This window comes from Flavobacteriales bacterium (assembly GCA_016712535.1).
Taxonomy (GTDB): Bacteria; Bacteroidota; Bacteroidia; order Flavobacteriales_F; family PHOS-HE28; genus PHOS-HE28.
On the sequence record JADJQW010000002.1, the window covers coordinates 1,504,478 to 1,519,220 of the forward strand.

At 63.5% G+C, this 14,743-nt stretch carries 12 protein-coding genes; 7 read left to right on the forward strand and 5 right to left on the reverse strand.

The annotated features are described in order from the left end of the window. Window positions 1–65: 65 nt before the first annotated feature. Both IPK70_06120 and IPK70_06125 read right to left on the reverse strand, forming a co-directional pair. Window positions 66–929, reverse strand: a complete 864-nt coding sequence (locus tag IPK70_06120) for an RNA polymerase sigma factor RpoD/SigA (protein MBK8226735.1) — start codon at window positions 927–929, stop codon at window positions 66–68. Between the two features lie 170 nt (window positions 930–1,099). Beyond that, entirely contained in the window at window positions 1,100–2,548 is a 1,449-nt protein-coding gene (locus tag IPK70_06125) for a Do family serine endopeptidase (GenBank protein MBK8226736.1), read from the reverse strand. A gap of 409 nt (window positions 2,549–2,957) precedes the next feature. Between IPK70_06125 and IPK70_06130 the strand changes: the two genes are divergently transcribed. Continuing rightward, window positions 2,958–3,956, forward strand: coding sequence for a choice-of-anchor L domain-containing protein (locus tag IPK70_06130; protein MBK8226737.1), 999 nt, complete (start codon window positions 2,958–2,960; stop codon window positions 3,954–3,956). Window positions 3,957–4,027: 71 nt separating this feature from the next. Next, on the forward strand, window positions 4,028–4,435 hold the full coding sequence (locus IPK70_06135) for a hypothetical protein (protein MBK8226738.1): 408 nt from the start codon (window positions 4,028–4,030) through the stop codon (window positions 4,433–4,435). Window positions 4,436–4,441: 6 nt separating this feature from the next. Here IPK70_06135 and IPK70_06140 read toward each other — a convergent pair whose 3' ends face one another. Continuing rightward, window positions 4,442–4,924 carry an acyl-CoA thioesterase gene (locus tag IPK70_06140; GenBank protein ID MBK8226739.1) on the reverse strand — a complete coding sequence of 161 codons (483 nt, stop codon included), beginning with the start codon at window positions 4,922–4,924 and terminating at the stop codon, window positions 4,442–4,444. Between the two features lie 39 nt (window positions 4,925–4,963). Further along, entirely contained in the window at window positions 4,964–5,263 is a 300-nt protein-coding gene (locus tag IPK70_06145) for a DUF1761 domain-containing protein (protein ID MBK8226740.1), read from the reverse strand. A gap of 351 nt (window positions 5,264–5,614) precedes the next feature. Between IPK70_06145 and IPK70_06150 the strand changes: the two genes are divergently transcribed. Beyond that, the gene (locus IPK70_06150; GenBank protein MBK8226741.1) at window positions 5,615–6,634 is read left to right on the forward strand and encodes a hypothetical protein; all 1,020 of its coding nucleotides are present in this window, start codon (window positions 5,615–5,617) and stop codon (window positions 6,632–6,634) included. 93 nt (window positions 6,635–6,727) lie between these two features. Here IPK70_06150 and IPK70_06155 read toward each other — a convergent pair whose 3' ends face one another. Next, window positions 6,728–6,922, reverse strand: coding sequence for a hypothetical protein (locus IPK70_06155; protein ID MBK8226742.1), 195 nt, complete (start codon window positions 6,920–6,922; stop codon window positions 6,728–6,730). Window positions 6,923–7,114: 192 nt separating this feature from the next. On the opposite strand from IPK70_06155, the gene IPK70_06160 reads away from it, so the two are divergent. From IPK70_06160 to IPK70_06175, 4 genes are all read left to right on the forward strand, one after another. Continuing rightward, on the forward strand, window positions 7,115–7,759 hold the full coding sequence (locus tag IPK70_06160) for a hypothetical protein (GenBank protein ID MBK8226743.1): 645 nt from the start codon (window positions 7,115–7,117) through the stop codon (window positions 7,757–7,759). Window positions 7,760–8,213: 454 nt separating this feature from the next. Beyond that, entirely contained in the window at window positions 8,214–8,666 is a 453-nt protein-coding gene (gene tnpA, locus IPK70_06165) for an IS200/IS605 family transposase (GenBank protein ID MBK8226744.1), read from the forward strand. A 563-nt stretch (window positions 8,667–9,229) separates the two neighbouring features. Next, window positions 9,230–11,446 carry a hypothetical protein gene (locus IPK70_06170; protein ID MBK8226745.1) on the forward strand — a complete coding sequence of 739 codons (2,217 nt, stop codon included), beginning with the start codon at window positions 9,230–9,232 and terminating at the stop codon, window positions 11,444–11,446. A 395-nt stretch (window positions 11,447–11,841) separates the two neighbouring features. Continuing rightward, a complete protein-coding gene (locus tag IPK70_06175) occupies window positions 11,842–14,574 on the forward strand; it encodes a CotH kinase family protein (protein MBK8226746.1) in 2,733 nt (910 codons plus the stop codon). Window positions 14,575–14,743: the final 169 nt, after the last annotated feature.

Sequence of the window (14,743 nt, forward strand, 5' to 3'; positions counted from 1 at the left end):
GATTGGTTGGGAAGTGAAGTGGTGGTGACGAACGAACGCGCCCCGCTTGTGGCGGGGCGCGATGACTAGCCGAGGTAAGCCTTCAGCAGTTTGCTGCGGCTGGTATGCCGCAATCGCCGGATGGCCTTCTCCTTGATCTGCCGCACGCGCTCGCGGGTGAGGTCGAACTTGGCGCCGATCTCCTCCAACGTAAGGCCGTGGTTGATGCCGATGCCGAAGAAGAGCTTCACCACATCGCGCTCGCGCTCGGTGAGGGTGCTCAGGGCGCGCTCGATCTCCTTGCTCAGCGATTCGTTGAGCAGAAGGCGGTCGGCGGGGGTGCTGTCGTTGTTGGGCAGCACATCGAGCAGGCTGTTGCTCTCGCCTTCCACGAAGGGAGCGTCCATGCTGATGTGGCGGCCGCTCACCTTCATGGTGTCGGCGACCTTCTCGGGCGGCAGATCGAGGCTGGCAGCCAGCTCATCGGCGCTGGGCGGGCGCTCGAATTCCTGCTCGAGCTTCGCGAAGGCCTTGTTGATCTTGTTCAGCGAGCCCACCTGGTTCAGCGGCAGCCGCACGATCCGGCTCTGCTCGGCCAAGGCCTGCAGGATGCTCTGGCGGATCCACCACACCGCGTAGCTGATGAACTTGAAGCCGCGCGTCTCATCGAAGCGCTGGGCCGCCTTGATCAGGCCGAGGTTGCCCTCGTTGATCAAGTCGGGCAGGCTGAGGCCTTGATTCTGGTACTGCTTGGCCACCGAGACCACGAAGCGCAGGTTAGCCTTCACCAGTTTCTCCAGCGCTTTCCCGTCACCTTCTTTGATGCGCCGCGCCAGTTCCACCTCCATGTCGGCGGTGATCAGGCCTTCCTTGCCGATTTCCTGCAGGTACTTGTCCAGCGACTGGCTTTCCCGGTTGGTGATCGACTTGGTAATCTTGAGTTGACGCATCCTTGATGCCACGGTCGTCTGGGTATTAGGTGATTATGAAGATAGAGGCACGACCGCCAATCAGTTGCACGAGCGCTGAAGACGGGCGGCGAAGGTAGGGGCCTCTTGCTTCACGGGACAAGCCCCTCCACGCGCTTTCTCCGAAATGATGGACGACACGCTCCAACGCGTCACAGGCCGAGTCCATAATAGGCCTTCATTCCGTTGGGATACACGCCCTCCACCAGCACGCCGCCACGCTTGCTCGCCAATGCCTTCTCCACATCGGCCGGTCCGCTCACGGGCTGCTGATCGATGCTGGTGATGATGAAGCCCTCCCGGATGCCGCTCGCGCGGAACTTTCCGCCGTTCACCGCCGACACTTTCACGCCGTTCTTCAGCCGCAGCGCACGGAGCTCCTCGGCAGTAGCCGCGCGCAGCTCAGCCCCCAGCGTCTCCATGGGCGCCTTGCTGGTCTTCATCGCAACAGTGCTGCCCTCGCGGCCGCGCAGGGTGAGCTCCACCACGCGCTCACCGCCTTCGCGGAGCACGGTCACCGGCACGCGGTCGCCGGGCTTGAATTTCCCCACCTGCTCCTGCAGCTGCGGCACGTTGTTCACGGCGATGCTGCCCACGCGGGTGATCACGTCGCCTTTCTCCAGGCCTGCATTCGCCGCCGCGCCGCCATCGGTGAGCCCGTTCACGTAAACGCCCCGGGGCTTATCCATGCGAAGTTCCTGAGCCAGTTGCTGGTCCATGTCGCGGATGCTCACGCCGAGGTACGCGCGCTGCACGCTGCCGTACTCAACGATGTCGCCCGCCACCTTCTTCACGATGTTCACCGGCACCGCGAAGGAGTAGCCCGTGTACTGGCCGGTGTTGCTCGCGATGGCGGTGTTGATGCCCACCAGTTCGCCGCTGGCATTCACCAGGGCGCCGCCGCTGTTGCCGGGGTTCACCGCTGCATCGGTCTGGATGAAGCTCTCGATCGGGAAAACGTCCCGGCCGGGATCGTACTGCAGCAGGTTGATGTTGCGCGCCTTGGCGCTCACGATGCCGGCGGTGACGGTGCTGGTGAGGTTCATCGGGTTGCCCACGGCCAGCACCCATTCGCCCACGCGCACCTCATCGCTGTTGCCGTAGCCGAGGGTGGCCAGTCCTTCGCCTTCCACCTTGAGGACGGCGATGTCCGTGCTGGGGTCGCGGCCCACGATGCGCGCCTCGAATTGGCGACGGTCGTTCAGGTGCACCATGATCTTGTCAGCGCCTTCCACCACGTGGTTGTTGGTCACGATGTAGCCGTCGGCGCTGATGATCACGCCCGACCCGGCGCCCTGCTGCTGGCGCTGCTGGCTGGGCGCCCGGTAGCCCCAGAAGAAATCGGCGAAGGGGTCGCGCACGTTCACCGTGGTCTCGGTGGTGACGTGCACCACGGCGTTCACGCTGCGCTCGGCGGCCTCGGTGAAATCCACCGCAACCACAGGCGTTCCGCTTACCGTTGGGATGCTCACGTAAGAGACCGGAGCGCCCGGTACCGGCTGGAGCTCGGATTGAAGGGCAGGCGACTCCGCGAAGAAGCGCTGATGGATGGAAAGGGCGATGAACCCGCCGAGGATGCCGAATAGGAGAGGACCGATCACACGTTTCATGCTGGTTCTGTTTTGCTGGGCGCGCCGATCAAAGGGCATGCCTGTCACCACGAAGCAACGATCTGTCAGCGCGGAAGTGACGCGCTGTCGCGTTAAGGTGTGTTGATCGCGGATGCATCAGGACTCCTCCGGTGAGCCGCTCAGCCCTGTATATCGAAGCGGCAATCTCGCCGTGTAGAAAGATGCACAGGTCTCCACTGCGCGCTACCCTTGCACCGAGCGAAGGTCCGCCGCCTGGCGGATTCAGTTCTGGTCGGCGGGCCGTCCACTCCAAGAGCGGGCGGCTCCGCTGTTTCGGGGCGGTGGCGATCGCTGTTCACCATGGTTGATGCGCTATTCGCCCAGTGATCTTGGCGGATCGGTCCGGGCAGCTACTTTCACCTCGCCAAACCGCAGCACCATGAAGAAGCTCTACGCGCTCGCATTCGCAACGCTCGCCGGATCCGCCAACGCACAGCTCACCGTCAACGACAGCCTGAGCCTATCCGATGTGGCGCAATTGCTCGAAGGACTGAATGTCTCCATCCAGAACGTGACGGTGAATTGCGCGGGCAGTGCCATGGGGCAGTTCAGCGGAGCCTCGGAGATGGAGATCGAAGAGGGCCTGGTGCTCACCACGGGATCCGCGTCCTTGGTGGCCGGGCCGGTCGGCAACTTCGCTTCCGATTACCCCAGCACCCCGGGCGATCCCGATCTGACCGCAGCGGTGGGCGGCATGCCCACCTACGATGCCTGCGTGCTCGAGTTCGACTGCATCCCTACGGGCGATACGCTGCTCTTCAACTTCAGCTTCGGCAGCGAGGAGTACCCCGAGTTCGTGGGCAGTGCATTCAATGATGTGTTCGCCATCTGGCTCACCGGTCCTGGCTTCCCCACGCCCACCAATGTCGCGGCGCTGCCCGACGGCACACCGGTGGCGATCAACAACGTGAACGAAGGCCTGAACAGCTCCTACTTCGTGAATAATGAGGCCGGCGCCGGACAGTATGTGACCTACGACGGCTTCACCACGAACCTCACCGTCTTCGCCGAGGTCTCGCCCGATGATGTCTACCACTTCAAGGTGGCCATCGCCGACGTGAGCGACATGGCCTTCGACAGCGGCGTCTTCCTCGAGGCCTTCAGCTTCCGCAGCAACGATATCAGCACGCGCGTACCGGAGGTGAACGCCGCAGCGATGCGCGTGATCGCCGGAGCCGAGGGCATCACCGTGCTGGCGCCTACCGACGCGATCGGTGCGGAACTGCGCGTGCTCGATGCCAGCGGACGCCTCGTGCTGCGAGAGCGGATCAGTGGCGAGCGCACCGTCGTCGGCACCAACGCGCTCGGCAAGGGCGTGTACGTGGCGCACGCCGTCGGCATCGCGGGCCTGCACCCCGTGCGCTTCGTGAAGGAGTGAGCCGCCAAGTGCAATGGCGCGATGCTGTGCGCGGTTCTTGATGGTGCAACGCGCATATTTCGATCATCCGGATGCGGCAGCTCCTCTTCTCCTTTCTCACCCTCATCGCCCTGGCCGGACAGGCCCAGCGCATCGAGAACGCCTCGCGCAGCACCACCGGCTACATCAATGCCGATGGCCGGATCGAGAACGCCTCGCGCAGCACCGTGGGCTACATCAACAAGGACGGACGCATCGAGAACGCCTCGCGCAGCACCATCGGCTACATCAACGACGATGGCCGGATCGAGAACAGCAGCCGCAGCACCGTGGGCTATGTGAACGACGATGGGCGCGTGGAGAACAGCAGCCGGAGCACCATCGGGTACGTGAACGAGGATGGCCGCGTGGAGAATGCATCGCGCAGCACCATCGGCTACGCCGCCGGCATCCCGAAGGAGTGGGCCGCTGTCCGCTACTTCTTCTTCACCTTCGAATAACGGGCCTCAGCCGGCCTTCAGCGCCGTCAGCCGTGCATCGAAGCTCTCTTCTGATACCGGCGCATGCACGCGTTGGAACAGCTCCACGTATCCTTCGTTGTGCGAGGCCACCTTGCCCGTGCGCAGGTCGAAATGGATGAAGCTCATCCAGCAGAAACTCTTCAGTGCCTTGCGGCCTTCGTCCCACATGCGCATCTCCACTTGCACGTGCTTGGGCGACCAGCTGATCAACTGCGTCTCGATGAGCACCTTCTCCATGGTGATGGCCGGGCGCAGGTAGGCGATCTGGCTCGTGCTCACCACCCAGCACAGCCCCGTCTCGCGCGCGATCTTGTAGATATCAAGACCGTAATGCTCCAGCAGATGGTCCTCGCGCGCATTGAGGAAGTAGTCCGTGTAGCGCCCGTTGTTCAAGTGGTTGAAGGGGTCGCAGTCCTGGAAGCGGATGGTGAGGATGCTGCCGGGGATGGGGGAGTAGTCGAGGGCCATGGAGCGAAGGTGCGAAGCCTTGCGTGATCCTTGCTCACTTCAATCGCCCGCATCGATAGCCCATGGCGCAAGCGACTTCCGTTGGTACAGGAAATTGATGCCGGTGCTCGTGGCCACGAAGCACACCCCGATGAATAGGCCGTGCATCAAGCCGACGCTCCAGGTGAGCTTCGCTGGGTCCTCGGTGTGCCAGAGCATGGCCAGGCCCAGTCCCATCACGAAAGTGAGCGCCAGGGTGCTGCCGAAGATCATGCCCATGTTGGCGCCTTTCTTCAATTCCTCTTCCGAGAAGCCCAGTTCCTTCATCCAGTGCTTGCCGAAGAGGAATCTGTACCACACGAAGCCCAGAAGGCGGCTACCGTCGCGATGATCACGGCGAAGAAGTTCACGTTGTTGAATTCCGTGGTGATGGGTTTGGTGGAACGGACCTAGGGAATGGCGGCCATAGACCGCATTCGATGCACAAGGTTCTTGCGGCACGGTGGGCTCGTACGCGCAGACGGGCCTGTGGAGCGCATCGGATGCTTGCGGAAGCTCCGTAGCAGTGCCGCGGGTCCCGACTGGCGCGTTTGCGCTTCGCTGAACCTTTCGGCCCTGACGGTCGCGCTGCTCAGCGATCCCAAGCCGTTCCTCAATTCGGGCCATGCGCGCAAAGGACCGCGGATCACATTTGGCGCAAACGAATCCCGCATGCAGCAAGTCAGCACAAGCATGAACGAAGCCGATCACCTGCATGCCGTGAGCAGGCAGTTATTCAGCAAGGTCCTCTCAGGGCTCTTCATCCTGGTGCTCGCAGCGCCGATGCACGCGCAGAATTCCTATTCGTTCGAGCAGTCCATCGCGCCGTACACGGAACTCCCCGGCGGCATCGTCTGCGATCACGGCATGTCCGAGTTCCACTTCGTGCACGAGCTCGATGGCGAGACGCTCTGGTTCTACGATGTGCCGTTCCCCATGGGCGGCTTGAAGACCATCATCATCGGCAGCAAGGGATACCTGCGCGTGGACAACGACAGCTCGGCCATCTTCTTCGATGCGCTCACCACGGACCTGCTCGCCATCGATGGCACATCGGATGTGCGCTACGAGATCACGGGCAGCGCCGGAGAACGGGTGCTGAAGGCCCAATGGCGCAACTGGCGGCTGGAGGACGGGCCGCCGGACAATTTCGCGAACTGCCAGATCTGGTATTACCAGGCCACCGGCGTGATCGAGATGCGCTACGGGCCCAACTCCGGCAGCGACCTGGTCTATGATGGCACCGATGGCCCGAACTGCGGGATCTTCTACGGGCCCGACGATTTCCTCTCCATCTACGAGAAGCTCTGGCTCACGGAGGACGCCCTGGCGCCCACGCTCGACTCGCTCCCGATCATCAACTGGAGCACGCTCTTCAACCTGCCGGCGCCGAACACGGTGTACCGATTCACGCCGCGCTTCACCCTCACAGGCGTCGAGCCGATCGCCGATGCACCGGCCTTCGATGCCCGCTACGATGCTGCCGCGCACGAGCTGGTCGTGCGATGCGAACAGGGGAGCGCCGTGCAACGATTGAGGCTCACCGATGCCCTGGGCCGCCGCATCGGCGAATGGACGCTTGGTGCCGCGGAGAAGCGCATTCCGTTGCCGGGCCTGAGGGCCGGTGTCTATCTGCTCAGCGCGCAAGGCGATCGCGGATCGGCATTGGCACTGCGGTTCGTGGTGCGCTGAAGGATTCATGGTTCTGGCTTTCGGCCGTGCGGGTGCCGGTGAACTCCGGAGCTTGCTCACGCTTGCGCAGGATCTTTTCTGGTCCGTACGATATCACGGAAGGCCTTCATTCCACGCGATCAGCTCAACCTCTGCAAGGCTGCGCAGCAGCATGCGCTTCCTGCCCATCAAGGCAATCGACTGCCTCCCAGCTATAGCGCTGATCTGGAGAGCGCGCATGAAGATGATCTGGAGGCCTGAAAGCACGGTGCCAGATGACCGGAGGCCCTGCTGTGGTTCAGTTGCCATGGGCACGGATAGTGCTCAGGTGTGATGACCCGGTTCGATCATGCGCTGAATCAGGGGTGGCGCTCAAACCGTCAATCGGAAGCGCTTGGTTCCGTGCGCCACGATGTGACGAACCGCGCGCCTCCTCCGCAATATGGGCGTGCCTGTGCTGTTCTATGCCCCGACCACCGCGACACATACAAACAAACACACATGCGTACGCATATCATCATCATGGCATCGGTCCTATTGCTCTCGGCATGCCGGAAGGAGGAAGACTGCCCGACCAGTCCAGCAGGGCCAGATGCGACGGTTTACCCGACAGCGGAATTCGCCCCCTTCACCCCGGGAAGCTGGTGGGTGTACACCGGCGTGAACATCGATCCGGTGAGCGGTGTGGAAACGCCCAACAGCATTCGCGACAGCATCTACGTGCAGCAGGACAGCGTGATCGGCGGCCACGCTTACGCCTGGCTCCGGGGCGAGCGCTTCGGATCGCTGGCCTTCTCACGCTTCGTACGCGTCGACGGTCCACGACTGGTCTCGGAGAACGGCACACCCTGGATGGATGTCACCGCTGTGAGCGATACCATTCTCGTCTCGCCCGGTGGAGGCTCCATTGATTCCATCGCCACCGTGCTCGCCGCGCAGGACCTTGACCTTAACACGCCCATCGGCCCGCTCACCAGCGAGCATGTGCGCGATCTGGTGTTCTACCTGCAGGCCGGTTTCATCAATCCCTCGCATGAGCTGGAGCATTACGTGAGGCATATTGGCATTGGAGCCTACAAATCGTTCTATGCGGGCAGTGGGATCGCGGTGGAGATGCGATTGACCAGCTTCCATCTGGAACAATAGCGCAGCAGCGATACAATGCTCCCATAACGCTCACTCGATCAGCACACCAGGTCCATGCGACCTGACGAAGGATCCTGCCTGCGCCATCCGCTGTTCCGCGCACCGGATTTCAACCCCGGCCGGGACTTCACTGCAGGTGCGCATCGGCCGGCCGCCGCAGGTTCCGCCTCGCTGTCGCGCAACCTGCGGCACGGCGAGACTCATGCGAAGGCAGGCGTTGCCTACCTTCGGCGAAGACCCTGCGTTGATGAAGAAGAGCTGCGCGACCATGACGGTGCACGAACCGGCTGCGCAGGATGTGGACACGAGTACATCCGCAGGTGTGTGATGACGCAACACAACCCAAAGGCGCTCACCAGCGCGCAGGCCCTGAAGGGGCCGCATGTGACAGCCACGGGCAACGCCCCGTGGCTGGACCCCGACGCGATTATCCAGCCCTGAAGGGGCGCGAGCCATGCCGCAATCCCTCGCCCGCATCCTCGTGCATCTGGTGTTCTCCACCAAGAACCGGGAGCCCTTGCTCGCTGATGCGCATCGCGACGAACTGCGCGCATACATCGGGGGCATCATCGCGAACCACAAAGGCACCTTGTTGAAGGCCGGGTCGGTTTCGGATCACATCCACTTGCTCGTCGCGCACCCCCGCACCTGCTCGCCTGCGGATCTGGTGCAGGAGGTCAAGACCGGGTCGTCCAAATGGTTGAAGACGAAGTCGCCGTCATTGGCTCAGTTCCATTGGCAGAACGGCTACGGCATCTTTTCCATCAGTCCGTCGCATAGGCCAGCCCTTGAGAAATACATCGCCGATCAGGCGGAGCACCACCGTAAGGTGACGTTTCAGGATGAATACAGGAAGTTCCTGCAAGAGCACGACCTTGAATACGACGAACGCTATGTATGGGATTGAACGGCATTTCGCCCTTTCAGGGCTTGTGCGGGGCCGTTGGCCCGTGCCCAGGGCGTTGCCCCGGGCTATCGCATGGCGCCCCGTTGGGGCGCCGCGCCGCTACGTCACGATCCACGCCCCCGAAGTGCCCAAGGCGTTGCCCCGGGCTATCGCATTGCGCCCCGTTGGGGCGCACACCCTTGGCTCATTGCCCCAACGGGGCAACATGGGTTAGCCCGGTGCATCGCACCGGGCTAACCCATCCCCATCGTTGGTTAAGCCCCGAAGGGGCGCAACCCGATCACGGCCCCGAAGCATGAGCACCCAGGCAAGATTGGCATTTCGCCCTTTCAGGGCTTGTGCGGGGCCGTTGGCCCGTGCCCAGGGCGTTGCCCCGGGCTATCGCATGGCGCCCCTTTGGGGCGCCGCGCTGCCACGTCACGATCCACGCCCCTGAAGCATAAGCACCCACGCAAGCTTCACGCTGCGTGGGCGCAAATAAGGTCTTGGTATTCGACGCGCAGGTGCTAGTCAACCGGGCCGCGTGCCGATGAATTGCACACCTTTCGGCCAATCCCACCGCCATGCGCCCTCTCCTCTTCCTCGTCGCCCTGCTGCCCTTCGCCGCCGGCGCGCAGATCTGGAACCCCGTCACCAACGAGTTCCGCGTGAACCAGAACGTGCCCAATGACCAGTACCTGCCGCAGCTGGCCATGGGGCCCAGCGACGATTACGTGGTGGTGTGGAAGAGCTGGCAGCAGGACGGCAGCGATGCCAGCATCTACTTCCGCCGCTACAACAGCGCGCACATCGCCATCAGCCCCGAGCTGCTCGTGGCCACCGGCAGCAACTACCAGGAGCAGTACGTGGTGAAGGTGATCTACTGGACCGCCGGCCGCTTCCTCATCGCGTGGAACACCGCCAGCGGCTTGTACATGCGGGTGCTCGAAGCGGACAACACGCTCGGCGCCACCCTCACCCTCGGTGGCGGCGGGCAGTGGGACATGGCCGTGCGCGGCAACACGCTCACCCTGCTCTACGGCAGCGGCAACGACGTGCTCAACATCCGCAGCTACGACCTCGGAACCAACAGCTTCACCGGCCCCGCCGTGCTCGTCACCGAGGACGCCAACAACGATTACGACCACCCCAACATCCGGTACAAGAGTGACGGCACCCTCGTGGCCATCTACGGCCGCGACAACTACCCGCAGCGCATCTACCGCAAGACCTTCGATGCCGACCTGCTCGCGCAGATCAATGAGACGATGGTGTACAACCAGAACAGCTCGCTCAACTGCATCGACGTGAGCACCAACGCCAGCGACGAGATCCTCATCAGCACCAAGTGGGGCGTGAACGGCACCGACGTGTTCCAGGCCTGGATCCTCGATGCCAACGGCGCCACGCTCATGGGCCCCACCGGCGTCTTCAGCAGCAGCTACGCCTACTACACCAGCGAGTGCGCCCTCTTCGACAACGGCGACTTCGTGATCGTGATGGGCACCTGGACCAGCCTCAACGACACCGAGAACTACAACGTGCGCGGGATCTACTTCAGCGACTACAATTTCCAGAACAGCGGCGTGCAGGTGCTCAACACCACCATCCCCGGCGTGCAGGCCTACCCGGCGGTGGAGAAGCGCGCCGACGGCGGCTTCGTGGCGGTGTGGCAGGGCAACGGCTTCCAGGGCGATACGCAGGGCATCAACGCGCGCGTGTGGAGCGGCGTGAGCTTCCCCGGCGTGCAGGCCGGCACCAACAGCGCCACCGTGGTGGACGAGACCGGCGCCACCGGCGTGGTACAACTGCGCCTGGGCACGCAGCCCACCGGCAACGTGGTGGTGGACCTGAGCGTGAGCGACGACACCGAGGCGAGCATCGACGTGGCGCAGCTGACCTTCACCACCGCCAACTGGAACGTGCCGCAGGACGTCACCGTCACCGGGCTCGATGATGCGCTCGACGATGGCGACATCGCCCTCGCGCTGGTGGCCACCATGAACGCCGCCACCGCCGATGCGCAATACGCCGCCATGGGCCCGGAGGACTTCGCCGTGCTGAACCGCGACGACGATGCCCTCTTCAGCTTCCCCATGCCGCAGGCCTTCTGCCGCGACATCGGCCTGGCCGCCATGAACGTGATCGTCACCAACGCCGGAGTGCCCGTGGGCAGCCCCACCGTGAGCAGCAGCGACCAGAGCGTGGTGGCCGATGCCGACATCAGCGTGCAGCAGCTCAACGCCACCACCTTCGCTATCGGCATCAGCAACCTGCAGGACAACGTGCCCGGCACCGCCGGCATCACGCTCACGGTGAGCGATGCCTACTTCAGCTACAGCGGCGGCTTCGGCGTCACCACCCTCGGCGCCGTGCCCGTGATCACGCAGAACGGATCGGAGCTCACCGTCAACCCGCCCGGCGTGAGCTACCAATGGTACCTCGATGGCGCCTTCATCCCCGGTGGCACGCAGCAGAGCTGGACCGCCACTGAGAACGGCACCTACACCGTGCTGGTGGTCGATGCCGATGGCTGCTACAGCAACTCCGCCGATTTCGTCTACAACTCCACCGGCGTCCCGGCCGCGCAACACGAGGCCTTCCGCGCCGTGCTGCTCCACGAGGTGCTGTGGTTGCATGCGCCGCAAGCGGGAGCGCTGCGCCTGCTCGATGCCGCCGGACGCGAAGTGCTGAACACGCGTGTGCCCTCCGGGCAGCAGAGCATCGCGATGCCTGAGCTGGCGCCGGGCGCCTACACGGTGCTGCTGAACGGGGAGGGGAGAAGGGTGGTGAGGGAGTGAGTGGGGCGCGTTCTTCTCTGGTTCACGGCGCCGAGAGCAGAAGCGGAGACGCCTCGGCGACGCTAGCCATCGGCGCATGAGCATGCCTGCCGCAAGCCAACACGACGTTCCGAAGGGAGTGCTTGTGCACGAGTGAACGGTTGAATCCGGGCCCCTGAAGACGGGAGGCCCGGCCGTGTTTCAGTAGCGCATCTTTGTTCTGCACCCGACCTCATGCGGCATGACCAGGCGGATCCCGCTCTGATTTGCCCTTGCTTCGTTGGCTTCGGCTGACCAACCCTTCACCCTGCCGCTGCGTCTTCCCGGTGCCCACCCCCGCTGTTGCGGTCCCGCTGGTCCGGGATGAACAGATGAGACACCTGCCGCGCCGCCTTTCCATCCTGGCCTGTTGGGCCATGGCCATCTGGTCCGGAGCACCGGTGCGCGCGCAGGTGGTGATCAACGAAGTGAGCGCGGCCAACTGGGACCTGATCAACCTGGGCGGCGAGTACGAGGACTGGGTGGAGCTGTACAACGCCGGTGGCAGCAGCGTGGACCTGAGCGGCTGGCACCTGAGCGACGACGATGCCGATCCCGGCAAGTGGACGGTGCCCGCCGGCATTTCCATCGGAGCGAACGGGCATCTGGTGATCGTGTGCAGCGGGAAGAACGCGGTGATCATCGGCATGCCGCACACGAACTTCAAGCTCACCCAAACCAATCAGGAGTCCGTGGTGCTGTCCGATCCCGCGATGAGCTTGATCGATTCGTTCCAGTTCACGCAGCCCACGCAGAAGAACCACAGCTGGGGCCGCACCGCCGATGGCGCCGCCACCTGGAGCATCTTCCTCGCACCCACGCCCGCAGCGGTGAACGCGGGTCCATCCTCCTACTACGCCGAAACGCCCCTGATGAGCCCCGTCGCTGGCGGATACGCCGGGAGCACGAGCGTGAGCATAGCCGTGCCCGCTGGATGCACGGTGCGGTACACGCTTGATGGCGAAGAGCCCACGGCGACGAGCACGCTATACGCCGGTCCGTTCAATGTGAACGCCACCACGTGCGTGCGCGCGGTGGCCTTCAGCGCAACGCCGGGCGTGCCGCCGAGCTTCATCGAGACCAGCACCTACTTCATCAACGAAACGCACACCCTCCCGGTGTGGAGCATCGCCGCAGGTGCGGATGTGCTCATGATCCTGAACAACGGCGGCAACACCACCATCGCCGAGGGCAACATCGAGTACTTCGATGCGGGGCAGGCCTTGCTGGATGAATCGCTCGGCGAATTCAACGAGCATGGCGGCACCAGCAACAGCAACGACCAGCGCAACATCGACTACATCGTGCGCGACGAGTTCGGCTACGACGACGAGATCGAGGACCAGCTCTTCCGCGGGAGCGACCGCAACGACTTCGAGCGCATCATCCTCAAGAGCGCCGCCGGCGACAATTTCCCCGGATACAACGGCGCGCACATCCGCGATGCCTACGTGCAGAGCCTGAGCCAGGTGATCGGCCTGAAGCTCGATGAGCGCAGCTACGAGCCCTGCCTGGTGTACGTGAACGGCCAGTACTGGGGCGTGTATGAGACGCGGGAGAAGGTGGACGACAACGACTTCACCGAGTACTACTACGACCAGCCCGGGGAGAGCGTGGACCTGATCCAGGAGTACGGCAGCATCTGGGCCGACTACGGCAGCACCGCGCCTTGGTGGGAGCTCTACCTCTTCATCACCGGCAACGACATGAGCGACCCGGCCAACTACGCCGTGGTGAAGGACTCGCTGAGCACCTTGAGCATGATCGACCACATGATCCTGAACGAGTACGTGGCCAACGGATCGTGGCTCGCCTTCAACACCATGTGGTGGCGGGGGAAGGATCCCGATGGCGATCACAAGAAGTGGGGGTATTGCTGCTGGGACATGGATTGGATCCTGGGGTCGCCGCACAACGAGTTCGGCTTCCCCGAGAGCACGCCGCTGAACGATCCCTGCGACCACACCAACGAGAACATCGGGGGCACGCCCAGCGCCACCAACTTCGCCAGCACGCACTTCGCCATGTTCAACGCGCTGATGGACAATGACGAGTTCAAGTCACAATACCTCGCGCGCTACGCTGAACTGATCAACCACGGGCTCGACTGCGGAACCACCGTGGGCCACCTGGACAGCCTGATCGCCTTGATCGACCCGGAGATGGACCGCCACTGCCAGCGCTGGGGCGGCACCTACGACGAGTGGGCGGCGAACGTGCAGGAAGTGCGCGATTTCCTCATCGCGCGCTGCGCGTACATCGTGGAAGGCATCGAGAACTGCTACGGCGTGGAGCCGCGGGACATCGTGATCCTCGTGGACCCGCCCGGCAGCGGCATGGTGCACTTCAACACCATGGACCTCGTGGACTTCCCGTTCAGCGGCACCTACTTCGACAGCACCAACCTCCATTTCGCGGAAGAAGCCTATCCCACCTGGGATTTCAGCCATTGGAGCACCAGCAACCACACGGTGCTGCCTTCGGAATCGGACTCGGCCATGTGGTTCATGCTCCTGCACGCCGACACGATCATCGCCCACTTCGCCCCCGAGATCCGCTACGACGTGGTGCTCGATGTGGTGCCGAACGGCGGTGGCGAGATCCTCCTCGGCGACCACCTCTACTCCAGCTTTCCGGTCACCGCCTCGGTGCCCGAAGCGCAGCCCTTCGACCTCGCGGCCATCCCCAAGCTGTACTTCGACTTCGTCGCCTGGGAGATCCGTGGCGGTGGCCTCAACCCCTTCTTGCCCGCCGACACGCTGCAGGACACGCTTTCCATCACCTTCTTCGCGCCGGACACCATCATCGCGCACTTCCATCCGCACGACCACGGCTACTACGTGCCCAACGCCTTCACGCCGAACAACGATGGGTTCAACGACCTGTGGATCCCGCTGGGCGACCGCGTGGACCTCGAGGCCTATGACCTGCGCCTCTTCGATCGCTGGGGCCAGCAGCTCTTCGCCAGCAACGACTTCCACGAAGGGTGGAACGGCACGGCCGGTGGCCACGAAGTGCCCATCGGCGTCTACCTCTACCGCATCGATGTGCGCGATGCCTTCACGCAGGAACGATGGATCCTGCACGGGCATGTGACGGTGGTGAGGTAACTTGATAGGCCCAGCGAATGGCGAGTGGACCGGCGTGGGCTCCATCCCCGCAGGGTCCGCTTGGCAGCGCATATGCCCTCCGCAGCGAGACCCAGGCAGATGTGTCCGCGAGTGGCGGCGATTGGGTACATCCTGCCGATGTGGAGTTTGGATCTCCCTCCGGGGCGTT